This is a genomic window from uncultured Sphingomonas sp., from assembly GCF_902806265.1.
In the GTDB taxonomy this organism is placed as follows: domain Bacteria; phylum Pseudomonadota; class Alphaproteobacteria; order Sphingomonadales; family Sphingomonadaceae; genus Sphingomicrobium.
In genome coordinates this window covers 1-23,112 of sequence record NZ_CADCVZ010000045.1, presented here as the reverse complement: position 1 = coordinate 23,112, position 23,112 = coordinate 1, and the positions used below count along the sequence as shown (strand labels likewise).

General features: G+C 68.2%; 21 protein-coding genes. 1 reads left to right on the top strand and 20 read right to left on the bottom strand.

Annotated features, from left to right (window positions below; genetic code table 11):
- Nucleotides 1-3 precede the first annotated feature (3 nt).
- From QZX62_RS09040 to QZX62_RS09000, 9 genes are all read right to left on the bottom strand, one after another.
- On the bottom strand, nucleotides 4-1,509 hold the full coding sequence (locus tag QZX62_RS09040) for a tryptophan halogenase family protein (protein ID WP_294173812.1): 1,506 nt from the start codon (nucleotides 1,507-1,509) through the stop codon (nucleotides 4-6).
- Nucleotides 1,506-2,537: a cupin-like domain-containing protein gene (locus QZX62_RS09035; RefSeq protein WP_294173811.1), complete on the bottom strand. Its 1,032-nt coding sequence runs from the start codon at nucleotides 2,535-2,537 to the stop codon at nucleotides 1,506-1,508. Before QZX62_RS09035 ends, QZX62_RS09040 begins: the two co-directional genes overlap by 4 nt.
- Complete coding sequence (locus tag QZX62_RS09030) at nucleotides 2,530-3,246, bottom strand: SapC family protein (RefSeq protein ID WP_294173809.1); 717 nt, start codon at nucleotides 3,244-3,246, stop codon at nucleotides 2,530-2,532. Before QZX62_RS09030 ends, QZX62_RS09035 begins: the two co-directional genes overlap by 8 nt.
- 1 nt (nucleotide 3,247) lies before the next feature.
- The gene (locus QZX62_RS09025) at nucleotides 3,248-4,819 is read right to left on the bottom strand and encodes a tryptophan halogenase family protein (RefSeq protein WP_294173808.1); all 1,572 of its coding nucleotides are present in this window, start codon (nucleotides 4,817-4,819) and stop codon (nucleotides 3,248-3,250) included.
- Between the two features lie 123 nt (nucleotides 4,820-4,942).
- Entirely contained in the window at nucleotides 4,943-7,942 is a 3,000-nt protein-coding gene (locus QZX62_RS09020; RefSeq protein ID WP_366926196.1) for a TonB-dependent receptor, read from the bottom strand.
- A gap of 155 nt (nucleotides 7,943-8,097) precedes the next feature.
- Nucleotides 8,098-8,940 (bottom strand): glycoside hydrolase family 16 protein, encoded by an 843-nt coding sequence (locus QZX62_RS09015; protein ID WP_294173806.1) that lies wholly within the window; start codon nucleotides 8,938-8,940, stop codon nucleotides 8,098-8,100.
- Between the two features lie 78 nt (nucleotides 8,941-9,018).
- Complete coding sequence (locus QZX62_RS09010; RefSeq protein ID WP_294173805.1) at nucleotides 9,019-9,882, bottom strand: hypothetical protein; 864 nt, start codon at nucleotides 9,880-9,882, stop codon at nucleotides 9,019-9,021.
- Nucleotides 9,883-9,977: 95 nt separating this feature from the next.
- Nucleotides 9,978-11,795: a M56 family metallopeptidase gene (locus QZX62_RS09005; RefSeq protein ID WP_294173804.1), complete on the bottom strand. Its 1,818-nt coding sequence runs from the start codon at nucleotides 11,793-11,795 to the stop codon at nucleotides 9,978-9,980.
- Nucleotide 11,796: 1 nt separating this feature from the next.
- Nucleotides 11,797-12,174: a BlaI/MecI/CopY family transcriptional regulator gene (locus QZX62_RS09000; RefSeq protein ID WP_294173803.1), complete on the bottom strand. Its 378-nt coding sequence runs from the start codon at nucleotides 12,172-12,174 to the stop codon at nucleotides 11,797-11,799.
- A 130-nt stretch (nucleotides 12,175-12,304) separates the two neighbouring features.
- On the opposite strand from QZX62_RS09000, the gene QZX62_RS08995 reads away from it, so the two are divergent.
- Nucleotides 12,305-13,057 carry an inositol monophosphatase family protein gene (locus QZX62_RS08995; protein ID WP_294173801.1) on the top strand — a complete coding sequence of 251 codons (753 nt, stop codon included), beginning with the start codon at nucleotides 12,305-12,307 and terminating at the stop codon, nucleotides 13,055-13,057.
- Here the strand turns inward: QZX62_RS08995 and hisIE are convergent.
- Genes hisIE through aroF form a run of 11 tightly spaced genes read right to left on the bottom strand, consistent with a single transcriptional unit; the run spans nucleotide 13,027 to nucleotide 22,999 of the window.
- Nucleotides 13,027-13,653 carry a bifunctional phosphoribosyl-AMP cyclohydrolase/phosphoribosyl-ATP diphosphatase HisIE gene (gene hisIE, locus QZX62_RS08990; protein ID WP_294173799.1) on the bottom strand — a complete coding sequence of 209 codons (627 nt, stop codon included), beginning with the start codon at nucleotides 13,651-13,653 and terminating at the stop codon, nucleotides 13,027-13,029. The genes QZX62_RS08995 and hisIE overlap by 31 nt on opposite strands.
- Nucleotides 13,650-14,417, bottom strand: coding sequence for an imidazole glycerol phosphate synthase subunit HisF (gene hisF, locus QZX62_RS08985; protein WP_294173798.1), 768 nt, complete (start codon nucleotides 14,415-14,417; stop codon nucleotides 13,650-13,652). The genes hisIE and hisF overlap by 4 nt, the downstream gene beginning before the upstream one ends.
- Nucleotides 14,404-15,132 carry a HisA/HisF-related TIM barrel protein gene (locus QZX62_RS08980; RefSeq protein WP_294173795.1) on the bottom strand — a complete coding sequence of 243 codons (729 nt, stop codon included), beginning with the start codon at nucleotides 15,130-15,132 and terminating at the stop codon, nucleotides 14,404-14,406. Before QZX62_RS08980 ends, hisF begins: the two co-directional genes overlap by 14 nt.
- The gene (hisH, locus tag QZX62_RS08975) at nucleotides 15,129-15,716 is read right to left on the bottom strand and encodes an imidazole glycerol phosphate synthase subunit HisH (RefSeq protein ID WP_294173794.1); all 588 of its coding nucleotides are present in this window, start codon (nucleotides 15,714-15,716) and stop codon (nucleotides 15,129-15,131) included. The genes QZX62_RS08980 and hisH overlap by 4 nt, the downstream gene beginning before the upstream one ends.
- Nucleotides 15,713-17,350, bottom strand: coding sequence for a histidinol-phosphate transaminase (gene hisC, locus QZX62_RS08970; RefSeq protein WP_294173793.1), 1,638 nt, complete (start codon nucleotides 17,348-17,350; stop codon nucleotides 15,713-15,715). Before hisC ends, hisH begins: the two co-directional genes overlap by 4 nt.
- Nucleotides 17,347-18,621 (bottom strand): histidinol dehydrogenase, encoded by a 1,275-nt coding sequence (gene hisD / locus QZX62_RS08965; protein ID WP_294173791.1) that lies wholly within the window; start codon nucleotides 18,619-18,621, stop codon nucleotides 17,347-17,349. Before hisD ends, hisC begins: the two co-directional genes overlap by 4 nt.
- Nucleotides 18,618-19,511, bottom strand: coding sequence for an ATP phosphoribosyltransferase (gene hisG, locus QZX62_RS08960; RefSeq protein ID WP_294173787.1), 894 nt, complete (start codon nucleotides 19,509-19,511; stop codon nucleotides 18,618-18,620). Before hisG ends, hisD begins: the two co-directional genes overlap by 4 nt.
- Complete coding sequence (locus QZX62_RS08955; protein WP_294173785.1) at nucleotides 19,508-19,816, bottom strand: YerC/YecD family TrpR-related protein; 309 nt, start codon at nucleotides 19,814-19,816, stop codon at nucleotides 19,508-19,510. The genes hisG and QZX62_RS08955 overlap by 4 nt, the downstream gene beginning before the upstream one ends.
- A 44-nt stretch (nucleotides 19,817-19,860) precedes the next feature.
- Complete coding sequence (locus QZX62_RS08950; protein ID WP_294173783.1) at nucleotides 19,861-20,472, bottom strand: aminodeoxychorismate/anthranilate synthase component II; 612 nt, start codon at nucleotides 20,470-20,472, stop codon at nucleotides 19,861-19,863.
- Complete coding sequence (locus QZX62_RS08945; protein ID WP_294173780.1) at nucleotides 20,469-21,986, bottom strand: anthranilate synthase component 1; 1,518 nt, start codon at nucleotides 21,984-21,986, stop codon at nucleotides 20,469-20,471. The genes QZX62_RS08950 and QZX62_RS08945 overlap by 4 nt, the downstream gene beginning before the upstream one ends.
- The gene (gene aroF / locus QZX62_RS08940; protein WP_294173778.1) at nucleotides 21,983-22,999 is read right to left on the bottom strand and encodes a 3-deoxy-7-phosphoheptulonate synthase; all 1,017 of its coding nucleotides are present in this window, start codon (nucleotides 22,997-22,999) and stop codon (nucleotides 21,983-21,985) included. The genes QZX62_RS08945 and aroF overlap by 4 nt, the downstream gene beginning before the upstream one ends.
- Nucleotides 23,000-23,112: the final 113 nt, after the last annotated feature.

Genomic DNA, 23,112 nt, shown 5'->3' with positions numbered 1-23,112 from the left:
CCCCTATGCAGCGGCGTCGACCCGCGCCGACCCGCAATAATGTGCGACGTAGGCGGCATGATCGGGCAAGGACGCGACGGTGCGTGTAACGTCGTCGCGAATGCCCTTGAGCAAGCGAGCCAGTTCTTCGTCACGCAGCTTTTCGGCGATCGGATGATAGGTCCGCGGCGTGATACCCTGCCCCATCATCACCTGCACCCAGCTGTTCTCCGCAAACAGCTCCTCATTCTTGCGAAACACGCGTCCAGTTTCGCGGAACAGCTCGATCTTCTGGTGGAGCGTGTCGGGGATCTCCATCGAGCTGCAATAACGCCAGAACGGGCTGTCGCGCCGCTCGGTAACCTTGTAGTGCAGCACCAGGAAATCGCGGATCTGCAGCATGTCGGTGAACTGCTGCTCGTTGAATTCGTCGATGTCGCGCGCGCTGATCTCGCCCAGCGGCATCATCCGGATGAGCCGCAGCACCGCGCGCTGAATGAGGTGGATGCTGGTGGACTCCAGCGGCTCCATGAACCCGCCCGACAGGCCGACCGCGATGCAGTTGCGGTGCCATTGCCGCCGCCGCGCGCCTGCCGCGAAGCGCAAGAAGTTGGGCTGGGTAAGCGTGCGCCCCTCGATGTTGCCGAGCAGCCGCTCGAGCGCCGCTTCTCGATCGAGATAGCGGCTGCAATAGACCAGGCCGTTGCCCGTGCGGTGTTGCAGCGGGATCCGCCACTGCCAGCCCGCGTCGTGCGCCATCGCCCGGGTATATGGCACGGCCGAACGAACGCTCTCCGTCTGGATCGCGATGGCGGAATCACAGGGCAGGTAATGCGTCCAGTCGTCGAACCCGGCATGCAGCGCCCCTTCGATCAGCAGCGCACGGAAGCCGGTGCAATCGAGGAACAGGTCGCCTTCCACCCGCTCGCCGGATACCAGCAGTAAGGCTGCAATGTCGCCGCTTTCGCCGTCGAGCTGGACCTCCGCGATCTTGCCTTCGATCCGCGTCGTGCCGTCCCCTTCGGCCATGGCGCGCAGGAACTTGGCGTACAGCCCGGAGTCGAGCTGGTAGGCATAGTTCATTCGCTCCTCGGGCAGGTGCGCGAACTTGTTCTTCAGAGCCGCGACGAGCTCCAGGCAGTAATCATCATATAGCTGCGGGTGGCCGTTCTCACGCCCGTACATCCAGAAGTGTTGAAAGCCCGCGGCCCAATGATCCTTGCCGGTCAGGCCGAACGAATGGAAGTAGCTACGGCCAGGCTCCTTCCAGCCATCAAAGGCGATGCCCAATTTGAACGTCGCTTGGGTCGCCCGCATGAACTCGGCTTCGTTGATGCCGAGTAGCCGATTGTAGGTCACCAGCGGCGGAATGGTGGACTCGCCCACGCCGATGGTGCCGATCGCATCGGATTCGACCAGCGTGACCTCGACCGTCCGGCCCATCGTTCGCGCGATCGCGGCCGCAGCCATCCACCCGGCGGTGCCGCCGCCGGCGATGATGACCCGCCGAATGCGCTGGTTCGCGCTCACCGGCTGAGCGACCGCAGGAGAAAGGCGCGGATGCGGCCGGCGCTTTCGGCGGTCAGCGGGGCCAGCACGCTGCGCGCGCCGGGTGGGATGTGCGCCACCGTTTCCTCATCGTCGTTGAATACATAATAGTCGAACAGGTCGCGCCAATGCCGCTTCTGATCGGCCGGCAGGTCGCGAACCGACAGCATCGCATGGTTGAGCGCGTCCTGCGGCTGACCCAGCCAGCGCGGCGTATCGCGCCACCAATAGTTGACCAGCACGTTAAACGGCTCAAGTCCCTCGACATGGTGCCACCACATCGACGGGATGAACACGGCATCGCCCGCGTCGAGTTCGGCAACCTGCGCGTGACGCAGGGCTTCGCGGAAGCGCGGATGTTCCTGGAAATCGGGGGCATGAAAATCGACCATGCTGACCGCGCGGCCGGCCGGGGTGTTGTCGACGGGGCCAAGATAGAGGTTGCGGAACTGGTCGGGCGGAAACACGATAAAGCGGCGGCGGCCCACGGCCACGCAGGCTAGGTTGTCGGGAAAGTCGTTGTGCGCGGCAATCCGCGTCCGCGTTCCCATCCAGATGCTGGCCAGGGGAGACCGGTCGCCGAGATCGACGTGGTTCGCCTCGTGCAGGCCGGTGAAGAACTGGTGCACGTCGATGGACGCCAGGTAGATCGGCCGGGCGTCGGACTTGTCTTCGTCGGCGGCGATCCTGGCGAACACGTCCGGCAGCTTGGCGCTCACCGAGCGGAAGTTCATGCCCATATGTTCGTCATAGAACAGGCGGCCGCCGTTCTCCGGCGTGCCGACCGACGCCACAAACGGGCGCTGCACGGCCCGCTGCAACAGATACTGGCGCGCTTCCTCCGCCGACCGGGCGCCGGCCTGCACCAGCGGCCAGTCCGCCACCAGGCCGCGGACCACGAACGGGGCGTTCGCCGAACGTAATTGCGCGTCCAGCGCTTGGCCGGCAGCAAGCTGCACCTCCGGAACCCGGGCCAGCGCGCCGAGCAGGCCGAGACCGGCCTCAGCCATCGGGGTGTTGCCGGTTCTTGCGTGCGACCAGCCCGCCGAGGTTGGCCAGCGAAGCCATTGCCATGAAGATCGGCAGGAGGTGGCCGCCGGAATGCAGCTCCGCGACCGCGACCGGATCGAGGGCGCGCAGCCGGTCTTCGTCGATGACATGGAAACCAACGAGGCGATTGGTGGAGCCGTCGTCCAAGGTCACCTCGAACGTCATCGGTTCGAGCAGTTCATAGCGGCGAAGGGCGGCGTGGAAGTCGTCGGAAGCCTGGTAGCCTTCATCAAGCGCGCCCAGCTTCTCCGCGATCTCCTCCAGATAGGGAGTCGCCCGGCCGTGCTCATCGAATACGCGCACGCCTTCGCTCGCAGCCACCCGGGCGCTGTCCATGTCGACATGAACCTGCTTGGTCTCCGCCTCGGGCTCCGCCATGCCAATCAGGAACGGCTGGATGTCCAGGGCAAGCGGCACATAACGCGCGTCCCAGCGGCCATCCTGCAGGTAGAGGTTCTCGCCCGTTTCGAAGCCCAGCAAGGCAACCGCGCCGTAGCTGTCCCGCTCCAGGCTCAGCCGAAACAGGATCGGATATTCGTTCTGCAGGCTGCGGAATTCGGCCGGCACGGCCAGGCAGGACATGATCCCGTCGCCAAGCTCCGCCCCGCGGTCGGTGCGGATGCGCAGCTCGGCATGGGTGCGGCTGTCGAGGAGCACATGGTTCGCCATCTCAGCCGCCCGATTCCAACTGCCCCGTGCGCAAGCTCTCGGCGCGCAGACCTTCCATGTAGACGCGATTCGTCGGTAGGCCAGCGGCCAGCGCGCGGCCGCGTTGCTCAACCTGGCCGAACAGCTTCGCCATTCCATCCGCCATGTCCGGCCGGCCAGCCCGGTCCGGAGGCGCGGGGAAGCCCATGCCGTACAGCACATATTGGTAGCTTGCCGCGGGAAACACTTCATCCATCTGCGGCAGGTCGTAGCGCGACGGCGGCTGGTCCCGCCAGATGCGGAGCAGCTCGGCCAGCCGCTCCGGAACGGACGCGGGGTCGCGGTGCGCGCGCCAATAAGGCTCTGTGCGTTCACTCAGCAGGTAATGGAGCTTCAGAAACTCGACGATGCGGTCCCAGCGATAGCGGAACAGCGCATTGAAGCGGCGGGCGTGCAGGGCCATGGCTGCCCGGTCGGCCGGGAAGTTCTCGGCCAAGCCGTCGAGCGACAGCTCGATAAGCACGATCGCCGAAGCTTCCAGGGGCTCCACGAAGCCGGCGGACAGCCCGACCGCCAGGCAGTTGCGCTCCCAGAAGCGTTCGCGGTGCCCCGAGCGGAAAGTGAGCCGGCGGAACGACAGCCGGTCCGCATCGGCGTCCGGCAGCTTGGCCTGAACATAGCCGCGCAGCGTTGCGGCGGCCTGGTCGTCGCTGGCGAAGCTGGACGAATAAACGCAACCGATCCCCCGGCGGCTCGGCAGGCCGATGTCCCAGATCCAGCCGGCCGCATGGGCGGTGGCGTCCGTCTGCGACGCGATAGCGCTGTCCGGCTCCACGGGCACCTGCACTGCCAGCGCGCGGTCGTTGAACAGCTCGCCGCTGCGGTCCTGGAACGGCACGCCAAGTTCTTGTCCGATCAGCAGCGCGGCATGACCGCTGCAATCGATGAACAGGTCGCCCTCCACCCGTCCCGCGTGACGGGCGACCACGGCGGCGATGTCGCCGTTCTCCTCCCGCTCGACCCCGGTGACGTGATCGCGGAGGTGACGGACGCCCAATCGCTCGCGGCCATGGCGCGCGAGCAGGGAGGCGAACTTCCCGGCATCGAAGTGATAGGCGTAGTTCAGCGCGCCCGCGTAGTTCGGCATCGTGCGCTGGCGCGGGGCCAGGTCGAGCGCGCACACCCGCGGCTGTGGGTTCACAACTTCCGCGAACGGCCGCGCCGCCAGCTCTTTGTGCCATGTTGCAACGAGCTCGCGCGGGGTCCCCTCGACCGGCGGTCCGAACGGGTGGTAGTAGCTATCGCCGGCCTCACCCGTCCGCCAGCCGTCGAAGCGCGAGCCCTGCTTGAAGCAGGCATCGCACGCCAGCAGGAATTCGGCCTCGCCGATCCCGATCCGCTGCAAGGTGCCGCGCATCGTCGGCCAGGTGCCCTCGCCGACCCCGACCGTCGGAACGTCGGGAGATTCAATCAGGGTGATGTCGAGCGGCACCGCAGCACATTCGCCCGCGCGCGCCGCGAGCAGGCAGGCGGCGAGCCAGCCGGCCGTGCCGCCCCCCACGATCACGATCCTGCGGACTGCCTGACCTGCCATCGGTTCACTAGATCCATCCGGAGCGTCAGCCAGCGCGCTTCCTTCCGCTTGCCCGTTGGTGCACGAAGCCCATCCTTACCGACCGATGGGCTTCCTGCAACGTCCCCGGCAAACTCGCTCCTGCTAGAACGCTACGCGAAGACCCGCCGAATAACGCGCGAAGCCTGGCGATGCGAAGAACACGTTGCGATCCGAACGGCGATGCCCGCGACGGCTGGATCCGGTCAGGTTGATGCCTTCCACAAAGGCGGTCAGACCGCGCCGGAACTCGTAACTCGCGCTGCCGTCGACCTGTCCGTAGGCTTCGACGTAGAAGGGATTGGGTCCCGTTCCGGCTAGGAACTTGTCGCGCCAATTGTAGGCCACGCGCGCCTGCAGGCCGTTCTTGTCATAGAAGAGGACCGCATTTGCGCTGTCGCTGAGCCCTGTCAGCGCGAACTGAGCCACGCTCGCGGGCTGCGTGTTGTCGTAAGTAACGTCGCCATTCACGATGGTGTAATTGAGGATGGCGCCGAAGCCCGTGTCCCAGAAGTTGTGCTGGACCGCAAACTCCCAACCACGAAGCTTCGCGGTCTCGTCGCTGTTGATCGGCGTGGAGATCTGGAAATTGAGCGGCGCGTCTTCTGGCGTGCCGAATATCTGCCCCGTCAGGTAGGTGACGCCACCGACAACTGTCGACCCCGTGACCCGGCTCGTCTCGGGGAACGTGCGCAGGATGTAGTCGCGCAGGGCGATGCCCGAAGCGGTGTCTCCCAGCGCAGCACGGGCCGCATCTGCCCGCGGACCGAAGGCCGGATTGGTCAGGCCGGTGACTAGCGAACCAGGCGTGGAGGAGGATAGATCCACCCGGGTCGAGGAAATGAAGTTCGAGACATTCTTGTTGAAGAAACCGACCGACAGGTAGCTCTCGCGCCCATAGTACCATTCGGCCGACAGATCGATGTTCTTCGACTTGAACGGGATCAGGCCGGGATTGCCTTGGGAGCCAAATCCGCCCCCAATGCGAAACAGGGGATCGATCGTCTGCCCGCCCTGCAACGCATCATAGGGCGCGCGGGTGATGGTGTGACTGTATGATGCGCGAAGTTTAACGTTCTTGAGCGCTTCAATGTCGAAATCGACGGAGGGCAATAGATTGCGATAATCTCCCTTGAAGGAAGTAAATGTGCGTTCCGTGCCAAACAACACGCTAAACTCGTTATCAGATACCTGCGCCGTTCCAATTGGAACAGGCACCAGGGCCGCCGAGTCCACTCTGGTATACTCGTAGCGCAGGCCGGCAATGAGATTGGCCGGGCGCGCAAACAGGTCAAATCTGCTATTGGCCTGCACAAACGGGGCAAGCACCTTTTCCGTCACGCGCCGATCGGTCGTGAAGTCGGCCAGGCAGTTGCCGTCACCGCCACAGATGCCATTCAGGTCGTCGAGGAAGTCGACCAAGGTAGGCACGTCGAAGGTATAGAAGCTCGGGATGATGTCGCCCGAGCCACTCACGCCCTCGAAACGACTAGGCAACGGCTCAAGCGTGAAGAAGTCGTCCGGCACCTGCTCCGGCGTTGTTGAGCCGCTCCAGGTGTCGTTCTGAAGCGTGCCGAACGCCGACCGGATCTTGTTGTTCGTGTAGGATAGGCCGAAATCCAAGCTGTCCACAAAGCCGCCCACGTCTTCCACGTTGGCGCGTAGCTGCACTTGGTCGATGCGGTCCTTGAAGTAAGCGTTGCGGAACGCGTTGCCGGTGGTGCGGATGTTGGCAGCATCAAGCGCGTCGATGCCCTCGTGCATGTTATAGGAGATGATCGGCAGGCCTTCGTCGTCGAACCGGATGGTCTGGTTCGCCACCCCGAAGACGGCGGTGCCGAACGACATGCTGCTGCCGAAACGGTTCGTGGGCTTGGCTTCGGCGGAGGAATGGTGCGCGTCGAGCGTCACCGTGGCGTTGTCGAACGGGGCCCAGGTCAGATTACCACCCAGCACCTTCGTCAGCGTGCGGCTTGCGGTCAGTCCGCCGCTGTAAGACAGGTCCTTGTTCTCATCCGCGCGGAACCGCTCCGTGTAGAAGACCGGCCCGGCGACCGGTCCATCGGTCCACTCGCTCGACGTGTCATTGTGATTGAACCAGATGCCGACATTGCTGTTGCGGTTCTCGACTTCGTTGCGCGCATACAGATAGTCGATGGTCCCAGTCAGGTTTTCGGTCGGGCGCCATTGCAGCACGAGCTGACCGTTGATCCGTTCGCGATCGATGTCATTCAGGTCGTAGGACGCGTTCTGCGGCACCTCATAGACGTCATTCGGCCCCGGGCGATTGATGATGTTTCCAAAGCGCGGATCGCCGGGCTGAGCGAGCGAGCCCCAGTTGTTCTCCGAACCCAGGTAGCCGTCACGGTACCCGACGTTGGCCACGTTCGTGCTCGCCTTGCGGCGCGCGTAGACGCCGGAGATCAGCACACCGAACTGATCGTCATTGCCGAACGTCGAGCTGATAATGCCCGACACCTCCGGCGTGATATCGTTCTTGCCGTTCTGCGAGCTGTCGAGCACGCCCTTGACCGCGACGCTGCCACGGAGCCCTGGGCGGTCCAGCGGACGGGGAGTGCGGATGTTGATGGTCGAGCCGATGCCACCTGACGGAACGGTCGCGCGGCCGGTCTTGTAGACCTCGACCGCCGCGATCCCCTCCGCCGCGAGATTGGCGAAGTCGAAAGAGCGTGTGGAAGGCGGAGCGTCACCCCCGCCGAGGAATGCCGTCGGGATCTGGCGTCCATTTACAACGACGAGGTTGAACTCCGGACCGAAGCCGCGAACGGTGACGGTTGAGCCTTCGCCATTCGACCGATCGATCGACACGCCGGTAATGCGCTGCAGCGACTCGGCGAGGTTGGTGTCGGGGAACTTGCCGATGTCCTCAGCGGAAATCGCGTCGACGACGCCCTGCCCGTTGCGCTTGATGTTGACCGACTCGCGCAAGCTGCGGCGGATGCCGGTAACGACGATCTCCTCGTTCGTCGGTTCGGTCACCCCGGTCGGAGCGGGCTGATCCGGGATTTCGGAGTCGCCTGGCTGCCCCACGGTCGATGCCGTGTCCTGCGCCGCCGTGTCCTGCGCCCAAGCATGCTCTGACATGGTTGCGAGAGCGAGCGCCGAGACGCCTGCCGCGAATCGGGAAAACGAGCGCGCCGAGCAGCTTACCATCGAGAAAGTTCCCCTCCGTAAATCGGTTGAGAACGTTCACTTTCAGGAAACGATTGTCAAGCCGTGCCCTTGGCCGTCACAAATTGTCAGCGGGATTGTCGCTTTCTTGCATCAGCGCTGGGCCAGTGGCGAACGTAATCCACCGTCATCCGCTGCGGAAAAGCCTTGTCGTCGATCCCCTTCTGCCCGCCCCAGTCGCCGCCCACGGCGAGGTTGAGGATCAGCTGGTAGGGCCGGGTGAACGGCCAGGCCGCGGCGCCACCCGGCTGGTCGTTCAACACGCGAAAGAATGCGCGACCGTCCACCCCGACCGTAATGGCATCCGGCTGCCAGTCGAGCTGGTAGCGGTGAAAAGCCGAGCAGCTGGTGGGAACCCGCTTCTGCGCGCCGCGCTGCGTGCCCTTGGCATGGTTGAAGGCGCCGCTGTGCAGCGTGCCATGGATGACGTTCGGGTCCCACCCAACCATCTCCATGATGTCGATCTCGCCCGCGTCGGGCCACTTGCCGTCGGCCGGCAGCAGCCAGATGGCGGGCCAAGCGCCCCGCCCGCACGGCACTTTGGCGCGCACTTCGTAGAAGCCGTAACCCAGCGGCTGGCGAGTCACCAGCCGCGCGGAGCTGTAGGCCTGGCCGCCCCAGTCGGCGAAGCGCGCCTTCAGCAGCTCACGGCGCGCCTCAATGACCAGGGCGCCGCGTTCAATCCGGGCGTTCTCGGCCCGCGCTGCCGAGTAATATTGCCGCTCGTTGTTGTGCCAGCCGGCCGCGTTGCGCGACGTGTCGTACCGCCATCTGGAAGCGTTTATTCGTCGGCCACTGAACTCGTCGGCGAACGCGGGGGCTCCGGCCGGGGCTCGCAACGGCAGGTCGACCGAATGGTTGTTCGCCCCCAGGCTCGTCGTTTGCGCAACCAGGAGAAGCATTGCCAGCATGGGTCGATCCTTGACGTTTCTCCCCTGAGCTAGTGGGTCGGGACCTCCTGCGAAAGATCCAGGCCGACAGGCGGTCGGCTAGGGCAGCAAGCCCGCCAGCCGCAACCGGATCAGCTCGTCGGCGGAGATGGACATCCACCCTCCGCTGCGGAGCGAGCCGACTTCTGCTGGAGTCACGCCCATCGCCTTGAGCTCGATCAGCTTGCCCACCGGGACGTTCCGGTAGCCGCGCCGCTGAAGACCGGCGATGTACTCCGCGGTGACCCCCAGCGCCTTCAGCTGAACGACCTCGTTGGCCGACAGGCGATCGTAGCCGACACTGCGCAGCGACCCGAGGTAAGCCGGCGTGACGCCGAGCGCCTTGAACGCGATCAGGTCCGAGATGCGGGTCGGCCGGTGACCTCCGGCCGATAGCTCGGCGATGTAGGCTGGGGTGACTTCGATGGCAGCAAGCGCCGTCAGGTCGTCGATGCTCGGCGCCGGGTAGCGCGCCGCGGCAATCGCCTCCACCAGCGCGCGGCTCGCCCCGACCATGGCGAGGCCGAACGCTTCCCGCCGGTCTGGCCGGCCGATGCGGCGAGCTGCCAACAAGTCAGCGAAGGCCGCGTCCGGACTGAAGCGGCAGCTACCCGTCGCGGCCCGGTTCCGGCCGTTTCCGACGCAATCCAAGCGGCCCGCTTCACGCACCAGCGCGAAGTTGACGGGGCTGCTCGCGGGACCAACCAGAGCGGCGCGATCGAGTCCTCGTAAGTCGCGGATTTCGAAGCTGCTGCTGGCTCGGTTGTCGCGCTCGCCATCATCGGACAGGCTGAGCTGCAGACGGTTCTCTGGCCCTGCTGAAAGATGGAAGCTCAAGCGACCCAGTTCGGCCGCGAGTCCGACCGAAGTCAGGCTAACGCAGGTCAGCAGAACGGCGATCAGTAGCGCAAGCGGTCGGTTCATGGCGCAAACTCCTGTAGGTCGTTCGGCAGGCAAGCCTCGCCCGTTCGCCCGGGCGGGGGCGTTGCCAAGTCGCAATGCTGTCAGTCGGGCCGCCCTTATTCGTCGTGATCGTCGTGCGGGTGCGGATCGGGTCCGGTGAGCTCGGGCGGGTCAGGCGGTTCGGGCGTTTCAGGCACTTCGGACTCGTGCTCGTCCGACCGGTAATCACCAGCCCGGCGTAAGGCCGCCGCACTGATTCCATGGGCACGTAATTCGATCAGCTTGTTGGGCGTGAGGCCCGTCACTCCCGCCGCGCGAAGGTCGCGGATGTAGCTGCCGGTGACCCCCATGGCGCGCATCGAGGTGAGCGCGCCCAGCGACACGTTGCGGTAACCCGCCGCCGCGAGCTCCCGGACATAGGATCCCGTGATCCCCATGGCCCGGGCGCCCGTCAAGTCGCCGGCGTCGGCGGAGCGGTAGCCTGCCCTTGTCATCTCGCTTAGCCATTCCGGCGTGATCCCAACCGCTCGCATCCCGACTAGGTCGCCCGCGTCGAGCCGCAACCAAGGGGCGGCCACACGAATCCGTGCAGCATAGCTGGGGGTGATCCCGACCGCCCTCGCGGCGATAGCCTCATCGATCTCCGAGTCTGCAGTGCCCTCTTCCGCGGCTCGCCGGTCCCCACCGGCTGCTACCGGCGCCGACGGGTGTGGGTGCGCGGCGGCGTACTTGACCCGCTCGGCCAGCAGACGCGACCGGTCTGCCCGAACCTGCTCGGCCACTTGGAGGGCTGTCGACTCGCCGGCGAGGGCCGCGGCTACCTGCGCCGAGACCGCCTCACCGGTGGAGGCGGTCGCCTCCGCCACCGACTGCGCGACCAGCGAGGGCAGCGACTGCTCCGGCTCGGCCGCGGCGACGTAGTAGGGCTTGGCGGCGCGGTCGGCGGCCTGGGGCGTGAAGGTCAGCGCGGCCAGCGGGGCTGCGGTGCCGATCACCCCGAAGGCCACGCCGGCGGCGAAGCCACGGGCGACCGGCGCCCGCCGCAGATTGCCGTCGAGCACCCGGCGAACCCGGCGCGACAGGCTGCCCTTGGCCGGAGCGACGCCATGTGCGCCGAGCAGCAGGCCGTTGCAATCGTGCCGCGCGACGCCGACCAGCAGCTGGGCGTAGTCGGCGCTGGCGACCTCAGCGGCGAGCACCGCATCGTCGGCGGTCTCCTCGCGCAGCTGATGGGCCTCGCGGGCGAGGAGCCAGACCAGCGGGTTGAACCAGAAGATAGCGCTGACGATCCGCGCCAGCAGGAGCTTGGCCCAGTCCAGGCCACGCACATGGGCCAGCTCATGGGCGATGATCGCCTCGGCTTCGTGCCGCGCTCCCAGCGCTTCCTCGTTGAGCAGGATCACCGGCCGCAACAGGCCCCAGCTGATCGGCGATCTGAGCTCGCTGCTGGTGAGCAGGGCCGTGCCGTGCTTGAACCCCATGCGGCGCTGGGCATGCGCCAGCGCGGTCAACCATGAGGGATCCACCAGCACCGAAGCCTTGGCCCTGAGCGCCAGCAGGCGTGTCACCGCCAGCAGCGTCACGGCAAGCAGCAGCGCGACCGGAAACCCATAGGCGAGCGGCCACAGGCTGACCGGCTCGAACGCGGTCACCGCGGGGGCCCCAGCGCTGACCGGCAGCGCAGCAGCCTGCGGGATCGCTGCCCCGGTCGCTGCGGGCGCGATCTCCGGCGCGGCTGCGGCCGCGGTGGGCACCTGGACGACCAGGCGCGGCAGGAACATCGACCCGAGCGGCACGATCAGCAGCGCCAGCAGGCCCAGGTGCGCGACCATGCTGCGCTCGGCAGCGGAACGGGACAGCAGCAGCCGCAGCAGCCCTAGCGTCAGGCCCGCGATCAGCAGGGACTTCAGCGCGAACGGAATCAGCAGCTCCATCTCAGCTCTCCCCTGCCTTGCGCGCTTCGGCGATCAGCTTCTCGAGTTCGTCCAGTTCGTCGGCATCGATCCGGTCGGACATGCCCAGCAGGGCACTGGCCGCGCTGGTCGGCGATCCATTGAAGAAGACGCGGACCACCTCCGACAGCGCCGACTTGCGCGCGGTCTGGTCGGGAACCGCGGGACTATAAAGGAAGCCGCGCTCGCTATCGGCCCGGACGACGAAGCCCTTGTCTTCGAGGCGGCGCAGCATGGTCCGGACGGCCGATCCGCTGAGCGGCGCCGGCAGCGAGCCGGTAATCTCCGCTGCCGTCATGGCGCCGCGCTGGTAGAGCAGGTCGACGATCTGGCGTTCCTTGGGCGGCAAGCGGTTCAGCACGACTCACTCCATGGCTACATTTGTAGCGTATGTTACATTTGTAACTCGGACGCAAGTGCCTTTTGCGCGATCGCTCAGTCAGAAGTCCGCGGGACTTGCCCCCTGCCCGACGACCTGCTGATTGCGACAGGTGGACATCGCTTTCTTTCAACAGCTCTCCACTGCAGCCCGCGCGGCGATCCGCGCCGAGATGGCGGTGGGCCTGGTCGGCGAGAACAAAGCGGCGAGCGGCTATGACCCGGTCACCGCGGCGGATCGGGCTGCCGAGCGTGCCATGCGCGAGCTGATCGAGCGCAGCTTCCCGGGCCATGGCATCTGGGGAGAGGAATATGGCCTTTCGCGGGGCGACGCGCCGCTGCGCTGGAGCCTCGATCCGGTCGACGGCACCCGCGCCTTGCTGTGCGGCTTGCCGAGCTGGGCGGTGCTGGTCGGGCTGCTCCAAAACGGGCAGCATGTGGCAGGCATGATCGACCTGCCGGCGCTGGACGAGACCCTGATCGGCTTGGCCGGCGAAACCCGGCGCAACGGCGAGCCCGTGCGCACCAGCGGCTGCGCCGTGCTGGCCGAGGCGCGTTTCTCCACCACTGATCCGTTCCTCTTCTCCCCGGACGAAGCCGCGGCGGTCGAACGGGTGCGTGGCCGAGCGCGGCTGGTGCGCTTTGGTCTCGACGCCATGGCCTACGCCCGGGTCGCCACCGGCGATCTCGACCTGGTGGTCGAAAGCGGGCTCCAGCCGCACGACTATGACGCGCTGGTCGCGGTGGTGCGCGGCGCGGGCGGGCACATCGGCGACTGGCGGGGCGACACGGCGTTCGAAAGCGGACGGGTCGTCGCCGCGTCTACCAAAGCGCTCTATGACGAGGCGCTGGCGCTGCTCGCGTGACGGCGGTTCAATTCGACCGTTACCTCTTCCCATGAGCTGCCCGCCGCCTGCAGCAGTACGCTAAGATGGTAGACGAGGTCGGCCGCTTCGGCGGTTACCTCCTCCGCGTCACCGGCCACGGCGGCCAGCGCGACCTCCACGCCCTCTTCCCCGACCTTCTGCGCCACTCGCTTGACCCCGCCGGCAAGCAGCCGCGCCGTATAGCTTTCTGCCGAGTCGGCCCTGGCGCGCTCCTCGATCAGGCGGCCGAGTTCGCCCAGGAACCCGGTACCGGGCGCGCCGTCGCCGCCGAAGCAGCTCACCGCGCCGGTGTGGCAGGTGGGACCGTGCGGCCGGGCGAGGATCAATAACGCGTCGCGATCGCAGTCGGACCGGACATCGACGACCTCCAGCACATTGCCGCTGCTCTCGCCTTTGCGCCACAGCCGCCCGCGCGAGCGGCTATGAAAGGTGACGAACCCGTCGCGCAGCGTCGCGTCGAGCGCGGCCCGGTCCATGTACCCCAGCATCCGCACCTCGCCGGTGGCTGCGTCCTGAACGACCGCCGGGACGAGGCCGTCCGCCTTGTTCCACTCGAGCGTCTCGGGATCGATCATCGGCGCACCTCCACCCCTTCTCCGGCGAGGAACTGCTTAAGCTCGGGGATGGCGATCCGGCGGTCGTGGAACACGCTTGCGGCGAGCGCTCCGCTGGCGCCAGCGGCGAACGCCTGGGCGAAGTGCGCCGGCTCGCCTGCCCCGCCTGATATGATCACCGGGACGTCCACGGCCGCGACCAGGGCGGCGAGCTGGGCAAGGTCATAGCCCTGCCGCACGCCGTCCTGGTCGACGCAGTTCAGGACGATCTCCCCGGCGCCGAGCCGCACTGCCTCGACCGCCCATGGCAGCGTCTCGCGCCCCGAATCACGAGTCGCATCCGGGCTGCCGCTGTATTGCTTGACGGTCAGCCTGCCATCGGACCCGCGGCGGCTGTCGATACCGAGGACGACGCACTGCCGGCCGAAGGCGTCGGCCAGCTCGGCGATCAGTTCCGGCCGCTCCAGCGCCGGCGAGTTAACGCTGATCTTGTCAGCGCCCGCGCCCAGGCAGCGCGCCGCCGTGTCCACGTCGCGGATCCCGCCCGCTACCGAGAAGGGAATGTCAATCACCGCCGACACCCGCCGCACCCAGGCGGTATCCACGCTGCGGCCGTCCGGGCTAGCAGTGATATCGTAGAACACGAGCTCGTCCGCACCCTCGTCGCGGTAGCGCAGCGCATGGTCGACGATGTCGCCGACGTCGCGGTGATCGCGAAAGCGGACGCCCTTCACCACCCGGCCGTCGGCGACGTCGAGGCAGGGAATGATCCTAGCCGCGGGCATGGGCGACCCCTTCGGCGACGGTGAAGCGGCCCTCCCAGAAAGCCTTGCCGACGATCGCCGCCGCCGCGCCTGCGTCGCGCAGTGCCCCGAGGTCAGCAAGCGCGGCCACTCCGCCCGAGGCCTGCAGCTCGACCTGTGGAAAGTCGCGCACGATCGCCGCGGTGAGCGCCACGTTCGGTCCGCCCAGCATGCCGTCGCGGGCGATGTCGGTCACCAGCAGGTGCCGCACGGCCGGAAAGCGGCGCAGCACCTCGTGCAGGCTGCTGGCCGAACCGCGGCACCAGCCATGGGTGGCGACGGTCGCGGTGCCATTCTCCAGCCGCACGTCGAGCGCGAGCGTCAGTCGCTCCGGCCCGAAGCGCTCCAGCATCGCCGCGAACGCCGCTGGATCGGTCAGCGCGAGGCTGCCGATCACCACTCGCCGGACGCCTGCGTCGAGAACTCGCGCGACCTGCTCCGCAGTCCGGAAGCCGCCGGCGACTTGCAGGGCGACCGTCGCGGAGGCAGCAAGACGCTCGAACAGTCCGTGCTGGCGCGGCTCGCCCGCCCGCGCGCCATCGAGGTCCACGAGATGGGCCAGCTCCGCGCCGCCGGCGGCGAAGTCGGCCAGCGCGGCTCCCGGATCGTCCGAATAGACTGTCTTGCGCGAGAAATCGCCTTGGGCGAGCCGGACGCAGCGGCCGCCGATCAGGTCGATGGCAGGAATCAGCTTCATGCGTCGAGGAACGCCTGGAGGAAGCTCGCCCCGGCGGCGGACGAGCGTTCCGGGTGGAACTGCGCCCCCCACAGGTGCCCGGCCCGGAGGGCCGCAGGCATCGTCTGCCCGCCATAAGTCGCCCGTGCCGCGGTGGCGGGTCCGTCGTCGCAGGCGAAGCTGTGCGCGAAGTACAGATAGTCTCCGGCGATCAATCCGGTTGCCTCATCGGCCCACTCGAGCCGCGTCCAGCCCGTGTGGGGCACCGGGTGGCCCGGCGCCGCCGTCATGGCGCGCACGCGGCCCTCAATCAGTCCAAGGCAGGGCGTATCGCCCTCCTCCGAATGCTCGAACAACAGCTGCATGCCGAGACAGATGCCGAGCGTCGGTCCCGTCCGGCGGCGCAGCGCCTCGAGCAGCCCCAGCTCGGCCAGCCGCGCCATCGCATACTTCGCCGAGCCCACCCCCGGCAGCACCAGCCGCGGCGTTTGTTCGACCTCCGCCGGATCGGCGGTCAGCTCCACAGCCGCCCCGAGCCGTTCAAAGGCGAGCCGGATCGAATCGGTATTGCCGTAGCCGACGTCGAGCACGGCCAGCCCGGTCACAGCACGCCCTTGGTCGAGGGGAGCGCATCGCCCCGGCCTTCGAGCGCGACTGCCGTGCGCAGAGCGCGGCCGAGCGCCTTGAAGCAGCCCTCCACCTTGTGATGGTCGTTCTCGCCGTCCACCCGCACATGGACCGCGGCGCCGAGGCTGTCGGCCAGGCTGCGGAAGATGTGCGGCACCAGCTCGGTCGGCAGGCCGCCAACCGCGGCCGACGCGAAGCTGCCCTCGAAGCGCGCGAACGGCCGACCCGACAGGTCGATCAGCACCTCGGCCCGGGTTTCATCCATCGGCAGGGCGAAGCCGAACCGCCCGATGCCCCGCTTGTCTCCCAGCGCCTGCTTGAGCGCAGTGCCGAGCGCGATCGCGATGTCCTCGACGCTGTGGTGCGGGTCGATCGTCAGGTCGCCTTCGCAGGCCAGCACCAGGCTGAACCCGCCGTGCGCCGCCACTTGATCGAGCATGTGATCGTAGAAGGGAATGCCGCTGGCGATCCGCCGCGGCTCGGCCCGGTCGAGGTCGATCGCGAGTGCGATGCGGGTCTCGTTGGTGTCGCGGACGATCTCCGCGCGGCGTGACGACCCGGCTTCGCGGGTCAGCCCGAACGCGGCGAGCAGTGCCTGGTTCTCGGCCTCCGTCCCAACCGTAACGCGCACCCCGCCGGGCGCCGCTTTCGCGCGAAAGCGCACGCGGATGGCGGCTGCAGCCAGGCGCTGCGCAAGCTCCTCGGGCCGCTCGACCTCCAGGAAGAGGAAGTTGCCCCCCGCCCGCACGCGTCGCACGCCCTCCGTGTCCCCGAGTTGCCCTAAAAGCCGGTCGCGCTCGGCCAGCAAGCGCGCGATCCGCTCGGCATGCACCGGCATCCGCTCCGGGCCAAGCGTCGCCAAGGCGGCCGCGATCGACGGTCCCGGCAAGGGGTAAGGCGGAGACACCCGCGCGAGCAGGTCGATGATCGAGGGATCGGCGACGGCGCAGCCGACCCGCGCCCCGGCGAGGCCGTAAGCCTTGGACAGCGTCTTGAGCACGACGAGGTTGGGGATTGGGCCGGCTTCCGCGGCAAGGCTGGGGCAGTTGGAGAACTCGCCATAAGCCTCGTCCGCCACCACCAGCGTGTCGGGCAGCGCGGCGGCGATCCGGCGAACATCCGCGGGATCGACCGGCGTTCCGGTCGGGTTGTTGGGCGTGCACAGGAACAGCAGCTTGAGGGCTGCCGGCGCCATCGCTGCGAGCACCGCGTCGGCGTCGAACTCCAGATCGCTCGTCAACCGCGCCGCGATCACCGCGGCGCCCTGCACGCGCGCGAACTGGGCGTACGCGGAGAAAGTCGGTTCGACGATCCCCACGCTGTCCACCCCCGCGCGGCAGAAGCCGCGGATCAGCAGGTCGATCGCGTCGTCGCTGCCGCGGGTCACCCACAGCGACTCCGCCGGAACACCGTACAGGCCCGCCATCCGTTGCCGCAGCTGCGCAGGCTGCGGGTCCGGGTAGCGGTTGATGGCCGGCTGTCCCGACACCAGCGACTCGAACGGGTTCTCGTTGGCGTCGAGCCGGATGGTGCCCGCCACCGGCGCGCCGGCGATGTCGACCGCAGGAAGCGCGAGGATCTCCGGCCGGGCCAGTCGCTCCGCCAAGCTCATGCCGCTGCCCTCGCTTCAGCGGCGCGCGCATGGGCTTCCAGGCCCTCCAGCCGCGCCAGGGCTGCGGCGGGTTGCGCTAGCGCCGCAGCGGCGTCTCGGGTCACCCGTTGCACGGTGATCGCCTTCATGAAGCTGATCGTCGAGATGCCGCCGGTGAACCGGGCCGCGCCGTCGGTCGGCAGCACATGGCTCGATCCCGCCAGGTAGTCGCCGAAGCTCTCCGCCGCGGCGTGGCCTGAGAAGATCGCGCCCGCGTTGTTGATCCGTGGCACCAGCGCATCGGCGGCACCGGTCGCGAGGCTGAGGTGCTCGGGCGCATAGCTGTTGGCGATCTCCACGGCCTGGTCCAAGTCCGCGCACAGGATGGCGCGCACCGGAGCAAAGCTGCCGCCGATCGCCGCCATCTGGCGGCCGATCTCACTCTCAACTGCATCGATCAGCGCGCGCTCGGGCGTGACCAGCAGGACTTGCGCTTCCTGGTCGTGCTCGGCCTGGCTCAGCAGGTCGGCCGCCACCATCGCAGGGTCGGCGCTGCCATCGGCGATGACCAGCAGCTCGGATGGCCCGGCCGGAAGGTCGATCCCCGGCCCGCCCGGCAGCGATGCGACATGGGCCTTGGCGGCCGCGACCCAGGCATTGCCCGGCCCGCAGATCCGATCCACCGGCCGGAGGTCCCCGGCCCCGAACGCCAGCGCCGCGATCGCCTGGGCTCCACCCACCGTCCAGATCGCGTCGATCCCGCACAGCTCGGCTGCCAGCGCCACCGCCAGATCGAGCCCGCCGTCCGGCCGCGGCGGAGTCACCACCGTCAGCCGCTCGACCCCCGCCACCCGGGCGGGAATGGCCAGCATCAGCAGGGTTGAGAACAGCGGCGCCCGCCCGCCCGGTATGTACAGGCCCGCGCTCGGCAGGGGCCGCCACCGCTTGGCGACGCTGAGCCCCGGCATCGGCGCGACCTCCACGTCCTGGGGCAGCGTGGCGCGGTGGAACGTCTCGATGTTGCGCCAGGCCAGTTCCAGCGCAGCCTGGGCGGTGGACGGCAGGGTCCGCTTGGCCTTGTCGGCAAAGGGCGCAACCGCCACCAGGCTCGGCGCGACCCCGTCGATCCGCAACGCCTGCTCGACCAGAGCGTCCCAGCCGCGGGTCCGCACGTCGGCGACGATGTCCCGGACGCCCTCCAGGAGGGCGCCGGACTCGCGGCCCCGCGGCCGGGCGAGCATCGCGCTCCGCTCCGCGGCGCTCGCCGCCGTCCAGTCGCCGATCTCGATCATAGCAACATCTTTTCGATTGGCATGACCAGGATCGCCGACGCACCCGCCGCTTTCAGTCGCTCCAGCGTCTCCCAGAAGACCGACTCCTGGCACACCGCCTGCACCGCGACATGACCCGGCCGGCCGATCAATGGAACCACCGTCGGCGCCTCGGCACCGGGCAGGATGCGGGTAATGGCGGGGAGTGCGCCTTCAGGCGCGTTGAGCACGATGTACTTGCTTTCCGCGGTCGCGATCACCCCGTCGATCCGGGTGAGCAGCGCCTGGGCCTTGTCGGCGTGAGCGGCGTCAATCGGGCGCATGGTCCGGACCAGCACCGCCTCGCTGTTGAACACGTCGGCGACCGGCGCGAGGCCATTGGCGTCGAGCGTCGCCCCGGTGGAGACCAGGTCGCAGACGAAGCCGGCGATGCCCAGCCGCGGCGCGAGCTCGACCGCGCCGCGCATCGCCACGACTTCGGCCTCGATGGCATTGGAATCCAGGAAGCGGCGAAGCAGCCGGGGATAGCTGGTGGCGATCCGCTGGCCTCCGAGCATCGGCAGCTCGAAGCGTTGCAGGCTGTCCGGCGCCGCGATCTTCAGCGAACAGCGGCCGAAGCCAAGCTTGGCGACCTGCTCGATCCGGGGCTCGGGCAGGCCAAGCGCATATTCCTCGAGCACGTTCTGCCCGACGATCCCGAGCTCGCACACGCCGTCGGCGACGAAGGTCGGGATGTCGTCGTCGCGGACGAGCATCAGGTCGAGCGGGAAGTTCTCCGCCCGCGCCGCGAGCTCGTTGCGGCCGCCCTGCAGCAGCTTGAGCCCGGCGTCCTTGAGCAACTGCCGGCTCTGCTCGGACAAGCGGCCGGACTTCTGCACTGCCAGGTGCAGGCGATCTCCATCGCGGCTCATTGCGCACGCTCGCGCAAGCGGTCGAGCAGGCGGCGATACCCGCCATTGTCTTCCTGCCGCAGGAAGCGCGCGACCCGCACGATGGTGGTCGTGCTCACCCCCGTCTTCTGGTGGATCTCCCGATAGGTGAGCTCGCCGTCATCGAGCAGCCGCGCGACATGCCAGCGCTCGGCCAGCGTGTGCAGCTCGGCCGGGGTGCACAGGTCGGACAGGAAGCGCGCCGCCTCCTCCCGGTCCTTGAGGTCGACGAGCGCGTCCGCAAGGTCTTGGGTAAGGCTAGTACGGGCTTGGGCGAGGGTCGGCACTGGCAGACAATCTGTTACAGCGTAATAGAACGTTGTAATCGCGGTTAGCCGTTAGCCGCAGACGGCGCAACCCCGCCTCGCCAATCTCCGCGGGTAAGCAGGTTCCGGAGAAGGCGGTCGCCGTCGGGGGTCAGGATCGACTCGGGATGGAACTGCAGCCCCACCTGCAGCGCGGTCCGATCGCTCACCGCCATGATGACCTCGCCGCAGCGTGCATCCACCTGCAGCCGCTCGGGCACCTCCAGCGCGGCCAGGCTGTGATAGCGGCCGATCTTGAGCGGGTTGGGCAGCCCGGCGAACGCGCCCTGGCCGTTATGGGTCGCCAGCCCGCTTTTGCCGTGCACCGGCTCCGGCGCTCTCGCCACCACCCCGCCGGCCTCTTCCACTATCGCCTGGTGGCCGAGGCACACGCCCAGCAGCGGCCGGCGCCCTTTGGCCAGCGCGATCAGCTCTAGGCAGCAGCCCGCATCCCGTGGTCCGCCAGGCCCCGGCGACAGCACGATGGTCGCGTCGGTCGCCTCCGCCGTGGCGAACGCCTCCCCGGCGCCGATCGCGTTGCGCACCACCTGCACCGCACAGCCCAGCCGCTCGAAGGTCTCGACCAGGTTGAAGCTGAACGAGTCGAGGTTGTCGACCAGCAGGATCGGCCGACTCATCCCGCCGCTCCCGCAAGTACCGACAGCAGCGCCGACGCCTTGCGCTTGGTCTCCTCGGCTTCCGCCGCCGGATCGCTGTCGTGGACCACCCCTGCACCGGCGCGGACGAACGCGGTGCCGTCGCGCACGACCGCCGAGCGAATCACCACCGCAGTGTCCATGTCGCCGGCCCCGTTCAGCCAGCCGACCGCTCCACCGTACGGCCCCCGCTTGGTCCGCTCCGCTTGCCGCAACAGCTGGGTCGCGCGGAGCTTGGGAGCCCCCGTCAGCGTGCCCACGTTGAGGCACGCCTGCAGCGCGTGCACCGCATCGAGCCCATCGCCGAGCCGGCCGGTCACCGACGAAACCAGGTGCATCACCCGGGCATAGCGCTCAACCGTCATCAGCTTGGCGACGCGCCGGGTGCCGGGCCGGCTCACCTGCGCGACGTCGTTGCGGGCAAGGTCGACCAGCATCATGTGCTCGGCCAATTCCTTGCCGTCGAGCCGCAGGTCCGCCTCGAGCCGGTCGTCCTCGTCCCCGGTCGCGCCGCGTGGGCGGGTGCCGGCGATCGGCTTCACCTCGACCTCGCCCGCCGTTACCCGGACCGAGGTCTCCGGCGAGGCGCCTAGCAGCAGATGTTCGGGTGCGCGGACGTAAAAGTGATAAGGGCTGGGGTCGCGCCGGCGCAGCGCCGCAAAGGCCGCGAACGGGTCGGGGCAGGCCGCGCCGAACGTCCGCGAGGGCACGATCTGGTACACCTCGCCTGCTGCGATGTGCCCCTGCATCTCGCCGACCACCTGCTCGAACGCCGAGTCATCAAGATCGGCCGATCGATAATCCGGTTCGCCGATCCCCGTTTTCGGCTCCGGCAACGCCGGCGCCGCCTCGCACCGGGCGATCAGCTCGCCGATCCGCTCGGCCGCCGGATACTCGGTCGGGACCGCGCCGCCAAAGGCTGTGGCGATCGCCCGCGCGCGGCCGGAGGGCTCCACCACCACCAGCGACTCCGCCAGCCAGAAGATGAAATCGGGAAACTTCAGCGGGTCCTCGGCCGGAGCGGGCAGTTCCTCCAATAGGTCGACATGGTCGAACGCGACTACGCCGAGCGCGGCCAGCGTGAACGGCTCCTCGGGCGTCCGAACATGAAGGCCGGTCACCAGCGCTCGCAGCGCGTCGAACGGGGAAGGCGCGGCCAGCCGTTCGCGGGGGTGCATCCCGGTCGCGCGCGGGAACAGCAAGCGCAGTTGCTTCTCCGGCCTGTCCACCAGCCGATCCGCGGAACTGGCGGCGAAGGCGTCGAGCAGATTGCGGCCGCTCTGGCCAAGCGCAGTCACCGTGACCTCCGGCCCGCGGCACTCGACCCGGATAGCCGCCCGGTCGAGCAGCAGGCTCGGCCCGCCGCTGCGCTCGAGCAGCAGCGTGTCGGCGCGCTTTCCGCCATCGCTCAGGGCCGCGTAGAGGGAGGCAGGATCGAGCCCCGTCTGGAGCGGCCGCACCAGTGCGCTGGCCTCACCGCCAAGAAGGGGGCTCATGCGAGCGGGCGTCCGACCGCCTCCGCTACGGGCCGCAGCTGCCGCATCAGGCTCGCGAATCCATCGGGGTAGAGCGACTGCGCCCCGTCCGACAGCGCCCGCGCCGGATCGTTGTGCACCTCGACCAGCAGCCCGTCCGCACCGCAGGCGGCCGCCGCCAGCGCCATGGGCGTGACGAAGTCCCGCACTCCCGTCCCGTGCGAGGGATCGACTACCACCGGCAGGTGGGTGCGCTGCTTGATGTAGGGGATTGCATTGAGGTCGAGCGTGTTGCGGGTAGCGGTCTCGAAGGTGCGGATGCCGCGCTCGCACAGGATGACCTGGTCGTTGCCCTCGGCCAGCAGATATTCGGCAGCCAGCAGCCATTCCTCCAGCCGCGCCGACATGCCGCGCTTCAGCAGCACCGGCCGGCCCGCCCGGCCCACCGCCCGCAGCAGGGTGAAGTTCTGCATGTTGCGAGCGCCGATCTGAAGCGCATCGGCATGTTCCGCGACGATGGCGACGTCGGCCGAGTCCATCACTTCGGTGATCACCGGCAGGCCGACCTCGTCGCCGACCTCGCGCAGGATGCGGAGGCCCTCCGGCCCGTGCCCGCTGAAGCCATACGGACTGGTGCGCGGCTTGTAAGCGCCCGCCCGAAGCGCCTTGGCGCCGCCGGCGGCCGCGGCCTGGGCGCTGGCCAGCATCTGCTCGCGGCTTTCCACCGCACACGGGCCCGCGATCACCGCCAGCTCGCGCCCGCCGATCGCCAGCGGCCCGACCCGCACCACCGTATCGTGCGGGTGCAGCTCGCGGCTGACCAGCTTGTAGGGCGCCAGGATCGGCTTCACCGCTTCCACCATCGGGTGGCTGTCGAGGCTGAGTTCGGCCAGCGCCCGTTCGTCGCCCAGCGCGCCGAGCACCACCCGCTCGGCCCCCGGCATGTGCAGCGGTTTCAGCCCCTTGTCGGCGATGCGCTCGAGCAACTCGTTCGCCACGTCGGCGCCGGCTTCGGGTCGAAGAACGATGATCATGAGGTAATCCTGGGAAGTTGTGCGCAAAAGAAAAGCCCGCCAGGTCATGGCGGGCTGTCGGTCGGTCGGGTCAGCTGGTCAGCTTCGCCATCGTCGCGCACGCTCGCCGGGCT